Source organism: Pseudomonas sp. GW821-FHT10B02, from assembly GCF_059415665.1.
Genome location: NZ_JBWKNR010000010.1, coordinates 181,530 through 198,885, shown reverse-complemented (window position 1 = coordinate 198,885; position 17,356 = coordinate 181,530). Strand labels below are relative to the sequence as shown.

At 55.4% G+C, this 17,356-nt stretch carries 17 protein-coding genes and 5 pseudogenes; 10 read left to right on the top strand and 12 right to left on the bottom strand.

Going from position 1 to position 17,356, the window contains the following annotated elements; translation table 11 throughout:
- Nucleotides 1-107 precede the first annotated feature (107 nt).
- From AC07OF_RS16645 to AC07OF_RS16630, 4 genes are read left to right on the top strand one after another with little or no spacing between them, the layout of a single operon-like run.
- Nucleotides 108-713, top strand: coding sequence for a hypothetical protein (locus AC07OF_RS16645; RefSeq protein WP_495073237.1), 606 nt, complete (start codon nt 108-110; stop codon nt 711-713).
- A gap of 32 nt (nt 714-745) precedes the next feature.
- On the top strand, nt 746-2,704 hold the full coding sequence (locus AC07OF_RS16640; protein WP_495073236.1) for a hypothetical protein: 1,959 nt from the start codon (nt 746-748) through the stop codon (nt 2,702-2,704).
- Nucleotides 2,701-3,678, top strand: coding sequence for an AAA family ATPase (locus AC07OF_RS16635; protein ID WP_495073235.1), 978 nt, complete (start codon nt 2,701-2,703; stop codon nt 3,676-3,678). Before AC07OF_RS16640 ends, AC07OF_RS16635 begins: the two co-directional genes overlap by 4 nt.
- A gap of 5 nt (nt 3,679-3,683) precedes the next feature.
- Entirely contained in the window at nt 3,684-5,126 is a 1,443-nt protein-coding gene (locus AC07OF_RS16630) for a hypothetical protein (protein WP_495073234.1), read from the top strand.
- An 8-nt stretch (nt 5,127-5,134) separates the two neighbouring features.
- Here AC07OF_RS16630 and AC07OF_RS16625 read toward each other — a convergent pair whose 3' ends face one another.
- The gene (locus AC07OF_RS16625; RefSeq protein ID WP_495073233.1) at nt 5,135-5,551 is read right to left on the bottom strand and encodes a hypothetical protein; all 417 of its coding nucleotides are present in this window, start codon (nt 5,549-5,551) and stop codon (nt 5,135-5,137) included.
- A gap of 90 nt (nt 5,552-5,641) precedes the next feature.
- Between AC07OF_RS16625 and AC07OF_RS16620 the strand changes: the two genes are divergently transcribed.
- Nucleotides 5,642-5,917 carry a helix-turn-helix domain-containing protein gene (locus tag AC07OF_RS16620; RefSeq protein ID WP_495073232.1) on the top strand — a complete coding sequence of 92 codons (276 nt, stop codon included), beginning with the start codon at nt 5,642-5,644 and terminating at the stop codon, nt 5,915-5,917.
- 139 nt (nt 5,918-6,056) lie between these two features.
- Here the strand turns inward: AC07OF_RS16620 and AC07OF_RS16615 are convergent, their stop codons facing one another.
- From AC07OF_RS16615 to AC07OF_RS16605, 3 genes are all read right to left on the bottom strand, one after another.
- Nucleotides 6,057-6,506 carry a hypothetical protein gene (locus AC07OF_RS16615; RefSeq protein ID WP_495073231.1) on the bottom strand — a complete coding sequence of 150 codons (450 nt, stop codon included), beginning with the start codon at nt 6,504-6,506 and terminating at the stop codon, nt 6,057-6,059.
- Nucleotides 6,507-6,636: 130 nt separating this feature from the next.
- Nucleotides 6,637-7,179: an HNH endonuclease signature motif containing protein gene (locus tag AC07OF_RS16610; RefSeq protein WP_495073230.1), complete on the bottom strand. Its 543-nt coding sequence runs from the start codon at nt 7,177-7,179 to the stop codon at nt 6,637-6,639.
- A gap of 442 nt (nt 7,180-7,621) precedes the next feature.
- Complete coding sequence (locus AC07OF_RS16605; RefSeq protein ID WP_495073229.1) at nt 7,622-8,734, bottom strand: site-specific integrase; 1,113 nt, start codon at nt 8,732-8,734, stop codon at nt 7,622-7,624.
- Nucleotides 8,735-8,821: 87 nt separating this feature from the next.
- Between AC07OF_RS16605 and AC07OF_RS16600 the strand changes: the two genes are divergently transcribed.
- Nucleotides 8,822-9,838 carry a DNA-binding protein gene (locus AC07OF_RS16600; RefSeq protein ID WP_495073228.1) on the top strand — a complete coding sequence of 339 codons (1,017 nt, stop codon included), beginning with the start codon at nt 8,822-8,824 and terminating at the stop codon, nt 9,836-9,838.
- Between the two features lie 210 nt (nt 9,839-10,048).
- Here AC07OF_RS16600 and AC07OF_RS16595 read toward each other — a convergent pair whose 3' ends face one another.
- Complete coding sequence (locus AC07OF_RS16595; RefSeq protein WP_495073227.1) at nt 10,049-10,525, bottom strand: Xre family toxin-antitoxin system antitoxin; 477 nt, start codon at nt 10,523-10,525, stop codon at nt 10,049-10,051.
- Nucleotides 10,526-10,964: 439 nt separating this feature from the next.
- Here AC07OF_RS16595 and AC07OF_RS16590 point away from each other — a divergent pair, with 439 nt between their 5' ends.
- From AC07OF_RS16590 to chrA, 4 genes and pseudogenes are all read left to right on the top strand, one after another.
- Nucleotides 10,965-11,417, top strand: a complete 453-nt coding sequence (locus tag AC07OF_RS16590) for a hypothetical protein (protein ID WP_495073226.1) — start codon at nt 10,965-10,967, stop codon at nt 11,415-11,417.
- Nucleotides 11,418-11,596: 179 nt separating this feature from the next.
- Nucleotides 11,597-12,274, top strand: a pseudogene (locus tag AC07OF_RS16585) (IS30 family transposase); the annotation flags it as partial.
- Nucleotides 12,273-12,587 (top strand): annotated as a pseudogene (locus AC07OF_RS16580) (chromate resistance protein ChrB domain-containing protein); the annotation flags it as partial. The pseudogenes AC07OF_RS16585 and AC07OF_RS16580, both read left to right, overlap by 2 nt.
- Nucleotides 12,580-13,974: a chromate efflux transporter gene (chrA, locus tag AC07OF_RS16575; RefSeq protein ID WP_495073225.1), complete on the top strand. Its 1,395-nt coding sequence runs from the start codon at nt 12,580-12,582 to the stop codon at nt 13,972-13,974. The pseudogene AC07OF_RS16580 and the gene chrA, both read left to right, overlap by 8 nt.
- A gap of 43 nt (nt 13,975-14,017) precedes the next feature.
- Here chrA and AC07OF_RS16570 read toward each other — a convergent pair whose 3' ends face one another.
- The 7 genes and pseudogenes from AC07OF_RS16570 to AC07OF_RS16540 all read right to left on the bottom strand — a co-directional run bounded on the left by AC07OF_RS16570 (nt 14,018) and on the right by AC07OF_RS16540 (nt 17,352).
- Nucleotides 14,018-14,149 carry a YHYH domain-containing protein gene (locus AC07OF_RS16570; protein WP_495073224.1) on the bottom strand — a complete coding sequence of 44 codons (132 nt, stop codon included), beginning with the start codon at nt 14,147-14,149 and terminating at the stop codon, nt 14,018-14,020.
- A gap of 130 nt (nt 14,150-14,279) precedes the next feature.
- Entirely contained in the window at nt 14,280-15,020 is a 741-nt protein-coding gene (locus tag AC07OF_RS16565; protein WP_495073223.1) for a TraX family protein, read from the bottom strand.
- Nucleotides 15,020-15,265 (bottom strand): annotated as a pseudogene (locus AC07OF_RS16560) (YqaA family protein); the annotation flags it as partial. The pseudogene AC07OF_RS16560 and the gene AC07OF_RS16565, both read right to left, overlap by 1 nt.
- Nucleotides 15,259-15,516, bottom strand: a pseudogene (locus tag AC07OF_RS16555) (LysR family transcriptional regulator); the annotation flags it as partial. The pseudogenes AC07OF_RS16555 and AC07OF_RS16560, both read right to left, overlap by 7 nt.
- A gap of 71 nt (nt 15,517-15,587) precedes the next feature.
- Nucleotides 15,588-15,827 (bottom strand): potassium-transporting ATPase subunit KdpA, encoded by a 240-nt coding sequence (locus AC07OF_RS16550; protein ID WP_495073222.1) that lies wholly within the window; start codon nt 15,825-15,827, stop codon nt 15,588-15,590.
- Nucleotides 15,828-16,114: 287 nt separating this feature from the next.
- A pseudogene (locus AC07OF_RS16545) lies at nt 16,115-16,617 on the bottom strand (hypothetical protein).
- A gap of 276 nt (nt 16,618-16,893) precedes the next feature.
- Nucleotides 16,894-17,352, bottom strand: coding sequence for a hemerythrin domain-containing protein (locus AC07OF_RS16540; RefSeq protein WP_495073221.1), 459 nt, complete (start codon nt 17,350-17,352; stop codon nt 16,894-16,896).
- Between the last annotated feature and the right edge of the window lie 4 nt (nt 17,353-17,356).

The window sequence follows — 17,356 nt, the reverse complement described above, 5'->3', positions numbered from 1 at the left end:
ATCATTTCTTTGAGAGTTTTCGCGTCAGCTAATAAGGAAAAAATCTAGCAATGAATGATAGATCCATTACTGTTTAGAGCGGACGTCGAAAGTTTAAGGTGGCGACAGTGGGGTCGAAAGTAACGCTTAAAAATGCCATGCGGCAGCGCATCCTCGATGCGGCAAAGTCTCGAGGCGGGCCCACGGGAAATCTTTGGTATGCCTGGAGTGAAAAATGCCATGCTAGCCTGGTATTGCCATCAGATATCGCCCTGATTTACTGGCTAGTTTACTTGGAAATTGAGCCCGATGTAGAAGCCTTTAGCCTTGGGAGCGCAGTAGAGGATTTTGATTTTTTAATAACTAGACGTTCGTCAGGAACAGCCAAATTGATAATCAGCGATAAAAAAAGGGATGACAACGGTTCATCAGCTATCATCTGCATTCCGAGAAGTGAAGTTCTGTCAAAGTCTTCTTTAGCTGTAAAGCTCATGAAGCCGCTGGCTTTTGCTGCAGCGATTGCTCAAAAAAAATGTGTCGCTGCTTCGAATGCAGTGCGCGCCTTTACCACCAGCCAAAAAAAAGGAGAGCTTCACGATGTCTTCGATGCTTTACCCAATCTGGATCAATTTGAGGTCTGCGGCGTCTTCGTGCGACACGTTGTTAATGGTTTCATACACATGGATCTAGCAGAGCAACCATTTGGGTATCATACGCCTTGGATGTGCCGATAGCCGATGATACCAAGTAGAGTGAGGTCCTTGTCATGTCACTTAAAGAGTCAGCGCGCGGAACATTCGATGACTGGCCGAAACCAGATTTAACCGGGTTATCAGATTGGGATATAGAGAATTATCAGCGGAAATATACCGCGATGCGCCTGTACTGTTCAGACGCAAGCATCAAGGAAATTCAGAACTGTACCGGGATCCATCAAAGCAATATTTACTACTATGCTAACCGTTGCATGAAGTGCGCGCCGGATGGCAACTTATGGGGTTGCCGTGCCTTGCTGCCATATCTCCATATTCAAGGTTATCACCGCACCCTGCCGGCAAAGCCGAAGCTGTCGGAAGCAAAAGGCGGCCTCTCCGGAATACTCAAGCAGACCTTTGAAAAGCTGCCAGGATTAGAGGCGGAATTCATTAAAATTATCAAGGGTTCGATGAAGGCGGGCGATGTTAAAGAGTATAGAAAACGACCGACATCTTGCCACAGAGAATTTCTCGAGTTGCTGAAATTGCGGGGAGTAAATGATAACGAGTGGCCATTCTACACCAAACACTTGGGTATCCACACGATAACAAAATTCGTCTCTGAAACAAAACGGGATCTGCAAAATCGCTTTATAAGGTTTGAGGGTGAAAGCGCCGCAAAAGCACATTTGGCAGTCGGCAGGGCTGTTCGCCCCTCGTTGAAGTTCTCCGAGCCCTTCGACGCAGTCGAAATTGACGGGTATCACTGGGATTGCCATTCGGCAGTTCAATTCAAAACCCCTGATGGCTTATATGTGAATGTCAGGATTAGCCGTCTCTGGGTGGTCTTGATGATAGACTCCGCCTCCCACGCGGTGCTGGCTTACAAGTGCGTATTCAGCAGTGAGCCGTCTGCGCAGGATGTGATAGATGTTATGCGTTACTCCATCTGTGGCCAGCCTCGACCCGAACCAGTGATTGATGGACTGATTTATCCCGAGAACAGCGGACTGCCGAATGACGTTATCGGGGAATGTAAGGGAGTCGTCTTTTCAGTAGTAAAATTCGACGGCGCGTTGGCACATTTGTCTGAAAAAGTCAGCATTACGGCTCGGAAAGAGCTGGGTTTTTTTTGGACGCTGGGTCCTCCAGCACACTTTGAGCGACGCTCGCATGTCGAACACTTGTTTGCTCTCCTCTCACAGAATGTTTTCTGTCGTTTACCCAGCACAACCGGGCACGGCCCAGATAACGGGAAAGCACCCAACGCGGAGCAGATAGCTATACAAATTCCAATTTTGGCAGAAGATCTTCTGCATTTGTTGGATGTTGAGATAGCTCAATATAATGCCAGGATTAGCGAAGGATTATTTTTCTTATCTCCGCTTGATTATATTAGAGAAAAGATGGCTGAAAAAAACCATAATTTTTTACCGAGAACGCTGGGAAGTCGGTGCCAGTCCACTGAGATTCTTCAAAATAAGCACACTGTGTCCGTCCGTGGCAACGGCAATAAAGGGCGACGCCCGTACATTCAATTCCTGCGGGTCCGTTATAGTAGCTCGCTTTTGGCTGATGGCTGGGGCTTGATTGGTAAGAAAGTGAACATTTATATCGATGAGAGCGACTTGCGGGTCATTACCGCCTATACCCCAGACGGCTTTCTTTTGGGAAAGCTCGTGGCGATGGGAAAGTGGGCCGACACCAAGCATGACCTCAAGACACGCAAAGCCATCAACTCAAAGATGGCCGACCGGACATTGCAGGTCGCGTCCGAACAGGACCCAGTAAGAGTCTATCTTGCCTCACTTAGTGCCAGCAGACGGGGCGGTAGTGACCTCCATGCGCAAGGGGCGACTGAGGCAGCACGCGTTGCCACCGAGGCGGGTATTGAACTGCAAGCCATGGAGCTGCAGCCCAACAAGGCGATGGAGACCGGCAAAACGCTTGAATACTCCGACTCCCTTATCATAGGCAAGCCTATTCCTAACCTAAATGACATTATCAATCAGAAAAGGCGGGGGTCATGAGCGAAAATCTGAATACTACGGGGCTCGACCGTGAACTCTTGCTCGAAGAGCACCCGGTGGTTACCACCCGCTACACTCTGATCACACCAATGATTACCAAGGCTTACTCGATCATACGTGAGCGGGTTTTTGCTAGGCACACCGGCACGTTCATGTATGCCAGGCCGAGAATGGGCAAGACCAGATGTGCGACGATCATTCGCGATTTACTCGCTGCTGAATTTCCCCGAAAGTACATTTTGTATCATACCTCCGATGGAGATAAAACTGGGCGAGTGGTCGGCGATCTGATAACAGCGCTGAAACTTCCAACGAAGTCCAAAGAACCCTACAATCAATTGAAGGAGAAGTTTATTCTGCACGTTGTCACTGAGCTGGAAGAGCGCAAGGGCAATCACTTTATATTGATCATAGATGAAAACCAAATGCTCACTATCGACGCTTATACGGAGCTTTCGGTCATCCACAATAAACTTGAAAGCCGCGGAATAAATATGACTACCTTGGGTTTCGGGCAGTCCGAAATTCTGGAGAAGCAAACACTTCTATTCTCGTTGGGCGCGACCAACCTGGTCGCGCGCTTTCTGTGCGAGCCGATTAAGTTTGTGGGCTGTCTGTCCCTGGATGATTTCACGTCCATTTTGAATGAGTATGACTCCAATAAGGAGCACCCGCTGGATTCTGGCTGCACTTACACTCAATTCTTTCTCCCGCTGGCCTACGCCTCAGGCTTCAGATTGGCCAACGCAGGTGAACTGATTTGGACTGCGCTGCTCAATATTGCAGGCGATGCGGGTGCAGCTGCACTGCCGTTGGAACATACCCTGAGGGTGGTTGAGGATATTTTGATGCGCAGCCGCCACATGGATAATGCTGACTTTTCCCTCTCTAATGAAATGGTCGCTATCGCCATCGACAAAAGCCTGATTCAGGATTTTGTCATGATCATGCAACAAGCTCCTAAAAAGGTGTGATTGCGGTGAATATCACTTACGGCCAGTTCAATTACCTACCATTTGAGTCGTCCTGGGCAGTGTTCACCAAGGCCGGAGGATTGAATCTCATTCCTCCGCACTACCTGATTGCCACGCTTACCGGTGAAGCCGGAGCGCGTTATTGGGCCGCCATGGACGTAGACACCGCGAAGCTGGCCAGCGCATTGGGGCTTCCTGAGGCGGCGATTAGCCGTTGCTTCATCGATCACGTGACAAGCAATCCACAGTCGTCGTCGATTGCAAGTATTCGCCACTGCCCGCAGTGCATAGCCGCAGGCTACCATTCGGTCTTTTTTCTGCTGCATATAGTGCAGAGTTGTCCCTGGCATGATGAGCCACTGATTCACTGTCGGTGTTGTTCGCGCGCCTGCTTGCCAGGAGGGATGACGATCAAGGCCCAGAACGAGGGGTTTAATGCCAGCACGCGTTGCGGCCATTTTGCTTTTTGTTCAACAGGCTCGGTGAGGCTAAGCAAGATTACCGCTAATCAGTGGCAGGCTTACGCCACTTTAGGGCTCGCATTACAGGGGTGGTTTCGTGCGGCGCAGGCGATCAACAGCCCGCTGGTCGACTATGCCACTTCGCTCTACAACCCGGCGTATTTGGGTGGGTCGGTCCCTAGCAAACATGAACAGCTGGTTAATTGTGGCTTGCAACTGGCGCTGTCTGCTGTCGGGCCTTTTCCAGCCTCTCGCGCCATCGCGCCTACGCCGTTGCCGCCCCAACAGGTAAATACGACCCCGTACATGGCCCACGACGCGATCTTCCAGCCTGATCAGGAGAGTCTGTTTGCGCTGTACCGTTGTGTGCGCCACTACCTATACAAGCGGTACGTCAGAGCGCATGCGACCTGCTATCGATATTTGGCAGCTCTCACAGCCCAGGGGCGTCACGCGCTGGACAGCCAATCCGCCTGTACTGTATCTGCTGCATTTCTGGCGTGGCGCTTAGCGTTGCGTTATGACTACGGGGAGGGTGGGCCAATCAATCTTACGGCACCCTCACATACCATCTTGCCGACTACCGACCGGCAAATCATGGCACTGTGGATTACGCTTTTCTACGCGATCTGGTCCGGTATCGAGCGGACTAACGCGAGCAGCTCAACGGAGCGGGACCGCTTTTCGGTAACGCTTTCTTCCAACGTACCGCCCCTAACCCTGGGCAATGAAGTCGTGTGCATCTGTGGCCACAGCCACTCAAGCCTACTGCAGTTTACTGCCATCCATGCCGACCCGCAGTGGTTGGTCAGCCAGACCGCTGAGCGGTGCCAAAAGCGGTCGAGCGCCGCTGAACAATCGAACGCCCATGCGCGCGAAACGGTGCAGTTCTGGGCGTATCAACCGCATCCGGCGACCCTTTTACGCTTCTGGTATAACCCCCATCTCAAAGTAGGGCGCAGCTCGCCCGTTGTTGCGGCGGGGTGAAAGAGCGCTCAGTCCGCGCGAAAGAGCGTCAGCTGATCGCGAACTAGCGTCACGTTAGTAGCTGGCTCCTCATAGTGGGTGCCGTTGGCAAGATCAATCATGAACGTTGATCGGTCGCCACTCTCGCGTAATTCGATTGCCTGTACCGGCACCATTGACCACATACCCGAGCCATCGGGACTGGGCACTACGCTCATGACGCGAGTCACGGTCGCGTTAGCTGGCAGACTCAGCAGGAGCTGCCGAAAATGTTCCACGCAGGAGACCAGCATCATCCGCTGAAAGTCGAAGCTGTTATCCAGGTGCGTTATGCATACATACAGCCAAGGTACGGCCAGCTCCTGCTCGACGATCGCCCATTGCCTGCTGCCGTCAGCGAAGTGCAGGCTACCGCTAAGCTCAGCGCCTGGATGAGTCACGAACATGCAGGCCACCTCGTACCGAAAATGAACACTATAGATTGTAGTCCTTTAGTGTTCAATGTCGCTTCATCGTTCCTTTTGCAGGAGTGGCAAATGGAACTGAATGATGCTGTTGGCCAGGCATTACGGAATGCACGCCTTCGCAGAGGCTTTACCCAGGAGGATTTTGGCAGCATTAGCAGTCGAACCTATATCAGCTCACTGGAGCGAGGCATGAAAGCGGTAACCGTCAACAAGCTGACCGCGATCGCCGATATGATGGGCGTGCACCCGCTGAGCATCTTGGCCGAAGGCTTTGTGCTGCAATCGGGGGACAATCTGGACGAACTGCTAGCCCGCGTCAAAGCCGAACTTTCTGGACAGAGTTGACACTCCATCAGCTTGGGTACAGGCATGCTAATGAGAGCTTGCCGCCTCAAATGCGCGGGTCCTGGTTGACCGCGCGAGAGCGCTGTCCTGCAATTTATCAAGGGGTTGGTTCAGCCCATTACCATCAAGTGCACCGGCGCTATTCTTCCGAGTCATCGACACAATCGAAGCCAAGTCCTGACCTCAGTAAGTTGTCCTCGTACATTCGCGTTTTGAGCTCGCCGTGAGCGCTACGGAGCGCCAGCACTGTGGCATAAATCTGGTAGCGGGTTTCAGAGCGCTCAATGCGGTTGACCTGCAAAACGCCGCACAGGGTTTGGGGGCCGCACAACCAAAGCGTTCGTGCCGAGCCTGAGGTGCCTTCGTGGCGATTGAAGACGAAATGGATATCAACTCTATTGGCGCTGCGGCGCGCTCGCACCAGATCCTCGCGCGGGTCTGGCGTGACAACACTGCTGAAGAAATGTCGCCCTTGGACAAAAATAATGTCACCACTGGTGATCAAGGCGGGTAAGGTGCCGCGATCCAGGTCATCGGAAATGTTCCGCGGCACGGTGTGCTCTAGCAAGCTGGACAGCATGTGGGTCATGTACTGGTACCAGTGGTGACCGGACCTGGCGTTGTAAGGGGAACGCCCATGCTCATCCAGTTCAACGACGCCAGCGGCGTTACATAGGCCGTGGTGGCGTGCCTCTTCAAAGCTTGGCAGGTGCTGCGGATCAACCCCCGCTGGCCCTCGCCAGTTCGAACAGACGCAGGTGATTGAAGCACCACCAGTGGCATACGTGCACCTGGGTCGATTGATGGATAGCGAGCCGGTCCATCCGGGCGGCTTGGCCCTCCCAAGTCTGCTTGGCAACGAGTAGCTGTTCTGCCGAGAGTGTCACCTCCAAGTCGCCCTGACTGTGTGCTTCTCCATGATGCGGCGTACACAGCACTGCAAGGTTGGCCGGAGAGTGGTCGAGACTCTCGGCCCAGGGTTGGATGTGGTGAACCACCACCGGTCGGATCGGCTCGCGACACTCACAGCACAGCCAACGGCTGGCGAACAGCACTTGGACCAACGCCACTGGCGGGATAGGCGGCCGCTTCCTCTTGTGCAGGCGGGCAATGGTCGACTGATCGATGCTGAGCGCCTCAAGCGCGGCAGCTTCGCATTGCTGCAACTTGCTAAGTGTCCAGCCCGCCGGCCTCAGGGTTTGGGCGAGGCGGGTATCCATGCCTCTGGCCAGCAGTGCCAGTTCGGTCGGGTTCTTGGACATTCCGGTACACTCAGGTGCAGAAGAAACGGTGACTTGCAAGCGGGCGCTAACATGTCAGTCAGTCCACCAGAATGCTTGGGCTGGCACGACCACTGGCAATGTCACTCTTCACGTATTCGTCATCGCTCTCTCGGCGGGTGAGTATGCCGAGTTCGTAAAGCTGCTCAGTTCTGCCATTCAGCTAACCAACAACCTGGCCACGCGGGCCTGCTGGAAGTACTTCCAGCTGGGTTCGCAGTTTCTCGAGCTTCTCCAGCTGCACGCGCTTGACGTCCGAACGCTCCATCGATGCCTCCAAGGCAGATTGAAAGGAGCCCAGCTTACCGTGAAACGTGCTGACTAGACGAAAGCGAGCTTGTCCAAGTCCGGTTGTAGTTGGTCCAGGCACAGCGGCGCGCAGTGCTAGGTCGCGCCTGCCGTCAGCTGTTGCTTCGCGTCATTGTTATAAGTCGGGCTCAGCACCGCCGTCGTCCGGCTGCGCCGCCGTGGGCAGCAACTGACTGGCACGGCTACCCAAGAGTGATCCGGCTTGGAAGTAGCCCATGACGGTACCGACGCTACGGTGCTCGGTCATCGCCATTACCTCACCCAGCGGCACACCCTGACGGCCTGCTTCAGTGACAAAGCCCGAGCGCAGACTGTGCGCTGCCCAGTCCCCCTCCAAGCCAGCGAGTTGAGCACGCCGCTTGACGATGCGCGCCACTTGGTCGCCGGACAGCCCGGCGCTACCGACGCGCCCTCCTTTATACAGGCGACGAAACAGCGGCCCGCTGCTTACGGGTGCCGCAGTCAGCCAGGCGCTCAGTGCCTGCGCCGCCGGCCCTTGCAGGGGTTTCTCCCGACGCACGCCGCTGGTATCGGTCTTGGTCGCGCCCAGGGCATACAGCCAGGTATCGGCATCGAGGCGGCGCAGGTCCTCGATCTGCAAGCCGATGACTTCGGCGCGCCGCCGACCGCCGCCGCTCCAGGCCAGCAGCAACAGGGCGCGATCACGTACGCCGCGCACGCCATCGTTGCAGGTCGCGAGCATCGCCTGCAGCGGCTCCAGCACCAGCGCGGTCTTTTTGCGCACCGCCATGCCCTGGCGGGATTGCGCCTTGCGCGCCTCGCGCAAGAGGGTCTTTACCTCTGCTGTCTCGCAGGGGTTGTCCCACTGGTTGATGCGGTGCCATTTGGCCAACACCGCCAGGCGGTGACTGACCGTGCTGAATGCCAAAGGCCCGGACTTGCCCTTAACCCCGGCGGCGACCAGCGCCGCATCGAGCTCGGCGGGCAACAAATGGCTCCAGCCGCCGTTGCCGTCCGGGCGCGCCAGGTGATCGACGATGAACTGTATCGCGACGGCCGGCGGCAGGGCGCCGTCGCCCAGCGCACGGCGGTAGCGCAATTGCAGCCAGGCGGCCCAGTAGGCGAGGGCGCTGCGGTAGCTGCGCACGGTATTGGCGGCAGTACCGGCGGCGATGAACGCTTGAGCAGCGGCGTGCGTGCTTTCGGCCAATTCCTGCACCGCCAGCGAGGTCTCCAGCGATAGTTGCAGTGCGTCTGTATTATTCATTACGTTCAACGTATTATTAATTGAATTTTGATTTTATAGAGTCGGATAAGATTGCATTATCAGACCTAATATAGCGGAGGGCAGGGCATGGCGGTAGGTGTACCGGAAAACGACGTGTTCGCCGCGGCGGACGCGGTGCTGGCCCGTGGCGAGCGGCCGACGGTGGAGCGCGTGCGTCTGGAGCTGGGCCGCGGCAGCCCGGCGCGGGTCGGCGCCTTGCTCGATCAGTGGTGGGAGCAGTTGGCCGGGCGCCTGCGCGGGGAAACGCGTCTACCGGGGCTGCCGGCAGAAGTGGCGCAGGCTTTTGTCGCCCTTTGGCAGCAGGCGACCACGCAGGCCCAAGGCGTGCTCGAGCAATCCTTGACTGGCCAGCGCCAGGTGTTGGCGGAGGAACGCGAGCAACTGGTGGCACTGGAGGCGAGGGCGCGTCTGGACGTCGCACAGGCCCGGCTAGAGACCGCCGAGGCGCTGGGGGCGCGGCAAAGCGCCGAAACCCGGTTGGCCGATCTGGAACAGCTGCTGATCCAGCGCTTGGCGCAGATCGACGACCTGCGCCAGCAGCGCGAGGAATTGCTCGGGCAGTGCGACGAAGCGCGCGGGCAACTAATCGAAGTCCGCCAGCAACTGCAGGACAGTCGCCAGCAGGCCGAGCAGGCACGCGAAGAGCAACAGCGCTACACCCGCGACGTCGAGGACCGGGCGTATCGCGAGATCGATCGGGCACGCGAGGAGAGCAAAGCCTTGGCGACCCAGCTCAAGGAGGCCAATGGCCGTTTGCAGACCTTGCAGCAGACGTTGCTTGCAGGGCAGGCCGAGCTGGCCGAAATCCGGGAACAGCGGAGCATCGCGCAGACCCAGGCGCAGGCACTGCTACACGAGCGGGAACAAGTGCACCAGCTGCAGGCTGAGCGGTGCCGGCAGCTTCAGGAGCTGCAGCAGCAACTGCAGCGCACCCATGGCGAGTTGGCCAGCGCGCGTGAGCAAGCCGCCGCTGCGCAGGCCCGCGCCGAAACGCTGCGTCAGCAGTTGGCTGACACCGGCAGCAGCAACCCAGTGCCTGGGGGTAGTCAGCGGCTGCGCAAAGGTACGCCGAGAAACAGCTGAGGCCGGTCAGGCGACCGGTGTTCGCTGCTGGCCGCCAACCGCGGGAACAGCGGCAACGCACCAGGCTGCATACCGAAATTTGGCCGATTTATGCCGCTCACGATTGATCGGTATAAGTCGGCTGCTTCCCTTGGTGACAGGCCAGAGTCGGCCTAAGGGACTGTGGTTGTTCACCAGCTGGCCCCAGCGTTCGCCTTCAACAAACCTGTATCAGGCCGTGCCTCCCCATTCAAGGGCTTGAAGCACACGGCGAACTTGTTTGGCTCCGATTTCGGTTTCGCAGAGCATAATCGGCGCACTTGTGCCGAGAGATTTGTTTGGTTTCGACATCCATTCAGCTGCCGCCCCTCTGCTTTCAAAGACCTCATTGGTCAGATGACAGACGGCGAAAATTCGATCGAGTCGTTCGGACGCGACAGGATCAAGGGGCTGTTGCTGGCGCCTACGCCGTTCGAGCGTAGAGACTGACACATTAAATAGCGTCTCGAAACTGCGTTCTGACAGGTTAAAGGTCACGCGGACAGCTTGGAAAAGGTAAGCAAAAAAACCTTTCTTGATCTGGAGTAACCGTTCTGAGTCCTTGAGCAAGTATCGATTGGCGCTGAACTCCCAAAAAACGGTAATCATTACGTCACGCGATGCGTATTTATGTCTTGTCCGTTGCTGACCAGTGGTTGAGGCGTTCATCACCACTCCATCAAATGAGTTAACTTATCCTACATCTGACTCATAAGCTTAAAACAGCATTGAGGCTGGCGCGTACAGGGATGGAGAAACAAGGGAAATGTCCCTATCTCCGAACGTCTGCTTTTGGCCGTTTGCTGCCTGTGGCGAACGGACGCTTTGGGTCGATAGCGTACGCTCGCGAATGAGCGCTATCGACCCAAAGCTGCTTCTAGCCCTTTTCCGAGCATGCGCCGCCCGCTGCCTATCCCTCAAACAAAACGTGATAACAATCAGCACTGAGGCTAGAGGGTCGCGGCGCATATTCAGCCAACGCATCCCGGATAAACCCGCCCTGCAACAGCGCGTGCTACTGCCAATCAGGCAAAGCATCTGTCTTGCGACTAGCTTTACCTCGAACACGAAAGCCTCAGCCCACCGCTCAACCAGGTTAAGGTTCGTTATGACTAAAAAAATCGATCTGACGATCACCCGCGATTACCTCAATCCGTTTGCCTCGCCGGACAACCCCAAGCTAAGCACCGAGTTGGTGGACTACCTGTCTGATAGCGCCTGGTACCACCCCGAACTGTGTCTGCACATTCGCTGCCCGGAAGATGAGCAAGAACGCCTGCAACAAGCCATCAGCAATACCTTTGCGGAAAAGAGCGAACAGCTCAGAGGGGATATCCGCACCCAACGGCTGGTAGCGCTGACACTCCTGGGCTTGGCACTAGCCTTGGTGCTGGCGGGAACGGCTCTGGGAATTGAAGGCACCATCCCTGTGGGAGTCGTTACCGTCACCGCGTGGATGCTGCTCTGGCGTAGCGCAGAGATATTTTTTCTGGATATCCGCAGCATTAACCGACAGTTGCGTAAGTATCAGCGCATCGCCAGCGCACCAAAGCAGTTTTGATTGAGGTTGATCGTTCCCACGCTACGCGTGGAATTCATGCCAGAGTTCTGGCGAGCTGAAAATCCGACTTTTTCAACTGATGACTCATTGCTGCCCTGCATGAAGGGCAGCTTTGGGTTGTGGATTCAACCGGTCGATGCAACACACTAAGTTCTGTGTAAGCAGGAGGAGTGTTGCAAATGAAGCAAAGGCCTCGGATCTATTACACCGAAACCCAGAAAGCACTGATGTGGGAGCACTGGCGAAAGGGAGATTCTCTCCAGCAGATCGCGCAGTTGTTCGACCGTAATCACTCATCGATACAACGCATTTTGGCGGAGACCGGGGGTATCCGGCCTCCTGCGCGCCATCGTTCAAGATTGGCATTGACGTTGGCTGAGCGCGAAGAGATTTCACGTGCGGTGGTGGCAGGAAAATCGATCCGTTCAGTGGCATCACTACTCAGGCGAGCACCTTCTACTATCAGCCGCGAGATTAAGCGCAACGGCGGTCTTGGAAGCTATCGAGCAAGTCAGGCCGAGCAAGCTGCCTGGAACCGAGCATGTCGCCCCAAGATCTGTACACTGGCTAAGAACCCAACAGCGGCGCAGATTGTAGCAAGCAAGCTCCAATTGCATTGGTCGCCGGAGCAAATTGCTGGATGGTTAAAGCGTGAATTTCCAGATGATGCGGGCTCTCAGGTGTCACACGAAACGATCTATCGCACCCTCTTCATTCAAGCTCGTGGAGCCCTGAAGAAGGAATTGCTAGAGCACTTGCGGCGCACCCGAGCAATGCGCCGTTCGCGCCATCACACGCAGAAGAATGAGAATCAAGGCAAGATTAGCGATACGGTCTCAATCAGTGAACGTCCATCCGTCTGATTGCCCGTCAGATGCACTCGGCTTCGACTTTGATGAGGCGACCTTCAGTCATGTGGGCAATCGCGTCACTTTCGAAACGCTGAAAGACAGCTTCGAGCTGGATGCACCAGGTCTCAACCGCCTTGCCTCGCTCGTCCATTACCTGGATGTCGGAGGGATACAGCCAATTGAAGCGGCAGGGATTGAGCGGGTACTTGCAGGACTTCGCGAGACTATCATCGATGACAACCACCTGTTGAATGCGGCAGGCGCCATCTTCGATGGGCTGCTGGCAGGATTCGTGCGAGAGGACGCCATCGATGAATAAAGACATCCAACCGGTGGATGCACCTGACCTGGCACGACCAGCACCTATTAGCTTGGCACAAGCATTGTGGTTCTGGCTGAAACTCGGCTTTATCAGCTTTGGCGGGCCTGCGGGTCAGATCTCGATCATGCACCAGGAGCTGGTAGAACGTAGGCGCTGGATTTCTGAGCGGCGTTTTCTCCATGCATTGAATTACTGCATGCTGCTTCCTGGCCCAGAGGCGCAGCAGTTGGCGACCTATATCGGCTGGCTGATGCATCGCACCTGGGGTGGAGTGATTGCGGGTGGGCTGTTTGTGCTCCCTTCGCTGTTCATCCTGATTGCGTTGTCATGGGTCTACATTGCCTTCGGTGAAGTACCCATCGTCGCCGGGCTGTTCTACGGCATCAAGCCTGCGGTGACCGCCATCGTGGTCCATGCCGCTCACCGGATTGGCTCAAGAGCGCTCAAAAACGGGTGGCTGTGGGCGATTGCCGCCGCTTCGTTCGTTGCGATTTTCGCTTTGAACGTGCCGTTCCCGATCATTGTCCTGTTCGCCGCATTGCTGGGTTATCTGGGCGGTCGGCTTGCCCCAGAAAAATTCCAGACTGGTGGCCATGGTGCTGCGAAGAAATCCTACGGCGCGGCCCTGATCGATGATGAAACCCCGACGCCAGAACACGCCCGATTTCGCTGGTCCCGGCTGATGCTGCTGATACTCGTTGGGTCCCTGCTTTGGTTGCTACCCATGGGCATCCTGACGGCGTTGTATGGCTGGAACGGTACGCTCACTCAAATGAGTTGGTTCTTTACCAAGGCAGCGCTACTGACATTTGGTGGTGCTTATGCGGTGCTGCCGTATGTCTATCAGGGCGCCGTGGGACACTACGGCTGGTTGACCCCAACCCAAATGATCGACGGCCTGGCTCTAGGTGAGACCACGCCAGGTCCTTTGATCATGGTCGTGGCATTCGTTGGTTTCGTTGGTGCTTATGTCCAGCAAGTCTTTGGTCCCGAGCAGGCACTCCTTGCGGGTGCCGTAGCAGCGAGCTTGGTGACCTGGTTCACCTTCCTACCTTCTTTCCTGTTCATTTTGGCCGGTGGGCCTTTGGTCGAGTCGACCCACAACGAACTGAAATTCACCGCGCCACTCATCGGCATCACAGCTGCTGTGGTGGGAGTAATCCTGAACCTCGCGATGTTTTTTGGTTACCACGTCTTGTGGCCCAACGGGTTTGGTGGAGGTCTCGACTGGCCGTCGTTGGTGATTGCGATAACCGCTGCCATAGCGTTGTTTCGCTTCAAGCGCGGCGTTATCCAGGTACTGCTCAGCTGCGGTGTAGTCGGCTTGCTGGTGCATATGGTGCGCAATGGCGACTGGGGAGCGTTTTTCCAGCTGTGGTCCTGACAACCATCATGAGGGAGGCCCAGCCGCCGCTGGGCTTTGCCGCTTAGTGGCAGTGGTAACCGCCAGTTTTGTGGTTGGTGTGGCAACCTTTGGCGTCGGTACCACCGCTGTGCGCGAACGCAGCGATTGATGAGAACGAAAGAACAGCGGCAATCACGAGAGAAACGACTTTCATCAGGCTAACTCCATGCGTAATTTTTATAGGTGGAACCTTCCACCGCGCACAGGTTATGGCCAATTGCCTTCATCTGACAAGAATTTGCGGGCTCGGTTAGGGGTAAGCCGATGAAAGGCTGTCTTGTGCCTTACAGACACAAGCGAAGAGCTTGTAAGGCGAGCAAGTGACCAGGATAAAACCAGTACCCCCACTGACGTACCGGCTGCACATTGAAGTGCAGGTTCTGACGCACGAGCCACAGCCCTAGAAGCGGAGCGGCACAGGCAGTGACCAAGGCTAGGATCGATGTTGGGTCGAGATCCAGAGCCTTGGCGACGATGCTGCTGTGGGTATTAATCAACACGCACAGGAACGCAGGCAGTAACCACAGTATGCCTGGCCGTCTAATCGCAATGAGCACTGCCGCAGGTACAAGGGCACCGTGGAACCCGTACATCAGCGTATCGTCGAGCAGGTAAGCAAACACGCCCGCGGTTATTGCCATGGTCGCGGCCAACCTTGTGCGGTGGTGAATTCCCCAGGTGACCAGCAGCCCTAATGTCAGGGTAACCAGCACATTGAATAAGCCGGACGTGCTGATGTAGCGATAGGGCACCTCGGAGATGATCGCGAACAGGATCATCAAGATGAGGTACCTACTATTGGCCGCTGTCAGCAGCTCACCGGGTATTGTGCGCGCCACATTGGCGGCAATTGCTACGCAAAACAGCGGAAAGGCGAGCCGTCCAACGATAAATAAGTCGCCCATTTCGGGCCACACCAAGCGTAAGTGATCAATGACCATGGTGATCATGGCCAGCCACTTGATGAGGTCCTGGCCAGCATTGCGGTGCTTGGTAACCTGTGCTGTTAACTCATACGCGCTCATCACGAGCCGCCTAGGACGAGTACTGTGAGCAGTAGATAACGTCCACCCTTGACCAGGGTGCCGATCAAAAGAAAACGCCACAAAGGCTCACGCATTACACCCGCGACTAGCGTCAGCGGATCGCCAATGATGGGAGCCCAGCTGAGTAGCAAAGACCAATGGCCGTAGCGCTGATAGGACTGTTGAGCTTTTTCGAGCTTGCTCTCACTGACCGGAAACCAACGCTTATGCCGGAAGTGCTCGATGCTGCCAGCTCATTGGCGATTTCTTCAAACCGGGGTGCGATCACCCGCAGCAAATACTCGCCGGCTTCGGTGGGGGAGACTCTTCGAGTGGTGCGAGCAAGCAACCTGACCCCTAATCGCTCCTCCAACTGACGCATCGCCCGGCTCAAGGCCGGTTGAGACATGCCGAGCCGGGCGGCGGCGCGGGTGAAACTGCGCTCTTGGGCCACGGCCGAGAAGATCGCGAGTTGGTCATAGCTTGCGACGGTCATTTATACGCACCTGATATAAACAATATTCGATTATGCCATCTGTGCGATTGATCGCTCGGTCCCTTGGGGAGCTAGGAATAAAATATACCGGCCATGATCGTCCGCTCCTGGTCAGCTGCAGAGGTTCTGAGTTGCCGCTGCATTGACGGCGCCGCGAACAGGCTGGAAGCGTTGATGCCGAAGCGGACCTCCTTGCCTTCCAGGTTGCCGGCGGAGGTTTCCAGACCCAGCGTCGCGAACTGCGGATTGCCCAGATGTTCGTAGTGGGTGACGGCGACATAGCAGGCCCCTGGGGCAGGTCGACATAACATGTCGACACCCGCTTCCGTTCCAATTGCACGGCAGAAAGTGTCATACAAACCTCGGAAGCTACATGACTTCATCCTTGAAGCGCGTGAGTCGAGGCCTGCGAAAATGGACAGGGCGAACTAAGGTATTGACTAACAGGCACATGTAACTCTCTCGATATTCAAAATACGTGCCGAGATTGTATTGATTCGCGTATCAAGTTGCTGTCGGTTTACGTGCCTGCGCCGCAAATTCCTCATACGCGTTTGAGCAATGATGTGTTTGCATCCCCGGATGCAAGCGTGAGGGCTTAGCGGGATTGTGTACCCATGTGTTGCTGATACTGCATCATCTGATCCATCATCATCTGTTGCATGCCCATGTACCTGTCCATCTTGTATTGATGTTGCTTCATCTGCTCAGGCGTCATCTGGGAGTAGTGCCTGCCCATTTGGCCCCAACTCATCGTGCGACCATTCCCCATCATATGGTCGCCCATCATGCTCCCCCCGCAACAACCCATCATTCCGCTACCCCACATTCCATTCATTATCTGTATTCCTTGCTGCATCATGGCCTGATGCTCTTGCATCAGTTTCTGGCGCTGTGCAGGATCAGTGGACTTCTGAATTTGTCTCATTTGTGCCTGCATTTTCTTCAGGTTTTCTTGTGCCTTTGCCATCTCTTGGTCAAATTGCTCGATGCTCATCGGCTGCTGAGCCGGCGTGGCGGCGTTAGCGTCCTGTTGCGTAAAAGCGAAGGCGGGAAAAGCACAGCCGCCAAAGCGAGAGAGGCAAGTTTGGATGCTTTCATGGTTCATGATCCTTGCAGAGGGTGGGGGCAGGATATGGACTGCCACTTTTCAATATAGACCTCGGTTAATGGCGCCAACGGATTTGAGTATGCCCGGCATGCTTTTTTGGCGTTGCCGAGTCCAAGCATTCTCGCGCAAACCCTAGTGAGGGTGAAAGCCTATTAGTTGCCAGTAACCAGCAGGTACTGCCGCATTTGCGTAGACAGGGCTGACAACGCCTTCATGATCGCCGTTTACGCACCTCTATGAGTGTGGCAGATGTTGGTGAATTCCAATTAACTCCATTGACGCTTTATGGCCCGCCATTGGTTGTCTGATAGCCACTTATCTGCCGCCGGAAAGAAAATATTTTCCTCAGCATCCATATGATCGAAATATTTTCTGATGAAATCATCGATAGCGTCAGCAATTACCCTTGTTTCCTTTGTTGTGCCTTCCAACAACTTCAGCTGCCCAGCAATGCGCCCAAATGCCTGATGATCTCGCTCAATATCTTTGACTCGTTGGTGGATCGGAGCCTCAGTCGCTAGCAAGGCCCGCCGGATAAGCTCTTCATTTTCATGGTGTCGCCGCTCTGCATCACTATGTAAGGCTTCCAGCAGCTTGAACAACAGCGTGCAGTCATCAGCGCTATCGGATTCACGTCTTATCTTCCTCAGTAACTCTTTAATCTGAGTAATTTTTTTAGCCACATCATGATGATAGGCGTGAAGTTCACTTAATAAGTCGTTCATAATA

Bases quoted from the DNA above. Each gene is read 5' to 3' on its own strand.
- AC07OF_RS16615 (WP_495073231.1), bottom strand. From the start codon at position 6,506: ATGACCCACATGCTGTCCAGCTTGCTAGAGCACACCGTGCCGCGGAAC.
- AC07OF_RS16605 (WP_495073229.1), bottom strand. From the start codon at position 8,734: ATGAATAATACAGACGCACTGCAACTATCGCTGGAGACCTCGCTGGCG.
- AC07OF_RS16610 (WP_495073230.1), bottom strand. From the start codon at position 7,179: ATGTCCAAGAACCCGACCGAACTGGCACTGCTGGCCAGAGGCATGGAT.
- AC07OF_RS16625 (WP_495073233.1), bottom strand. From the start codon at position 5,551: ATGTTCGTGACTCATCCAGGCGCTGAGCTTAGCGGTAGCCTGCACTTC.
- AC07OF_RS16620 (WP_495073232.1), top strand. From the start codon at position 5,642: ATGGAACTGAATGATGCTGTTGGCCAGGCATTACGGAATGCACGCCTT.
- AC07OF_RS16570 (WP_495073224.1), bottom strand. From the start codon at position 14,149: ATGAAAGTCGTTTCTCTCGTGATTGCCGCTGTTCTTTCGTTCTCATCA.
- AC07OF_RS16600 (WP_495073228.1), top strand. From the start codon at position 8,822: ATGGCGGTAGGTGTACCGGAAAACGACGTGTTCGCCGCGGCGGACGCG.
- chrA (WP_495073225.1), top strand. From the start codon at position 12,580: ATGAATAAAGACATCCAACCGGTGGATGCACCTGACCTGGCACGACCA.
- AC07OF_RS16565 (WP_495073223.1), bottom strand. From the start codon at position 15,020: ATGAGCGCGTATGAGTTAACAGCACAGGTTACCAAGCACCGCAATGCT.
- AC07OF_RS16540 (WP_495073221.1), bottom strand. From the start codon at position 17,352: ATGAACGACTTATTAAGTGAACTTCACGCCTATCATCATGATGTGGCT.
- AC07OF_RS16635 (WP_495073235.1), top strand. From the start codon at position 2,701: ATGAGCGAAAATCTGAATACTACGGGGCTCGACCGTGAACTCTTGCTC.
- AC07OF_RS16550 (WP_495073222.1), bottom strand. From the start codon at position 15,827: ATGTTATGTCGACCTGCCCCAGGGGCCTGCTATGTCGCCGTCACCCAC.
- AC07OF_RS16640 (WP_495073236.1), top strand. From the start codon at position 746: ATGTCACTTAAAGAGTCAGCGCGCGGAACATTCGATGACTGGCCGAAA.
- AC07OF_RS16595 (WP_495073227.1), bottom strand. From the start codon at position 10,525: ATGAACGCCTCAACCACTGGTCAGCAACGGACAAGACATAAATACGCA.
- AC07OF_RS16590 (WP_495073226.1), top strand. From the start codon at position 10,965: ATGACTAAAAAAATCGATCTGACGATCACCCGCGATTACCTCAATCCG.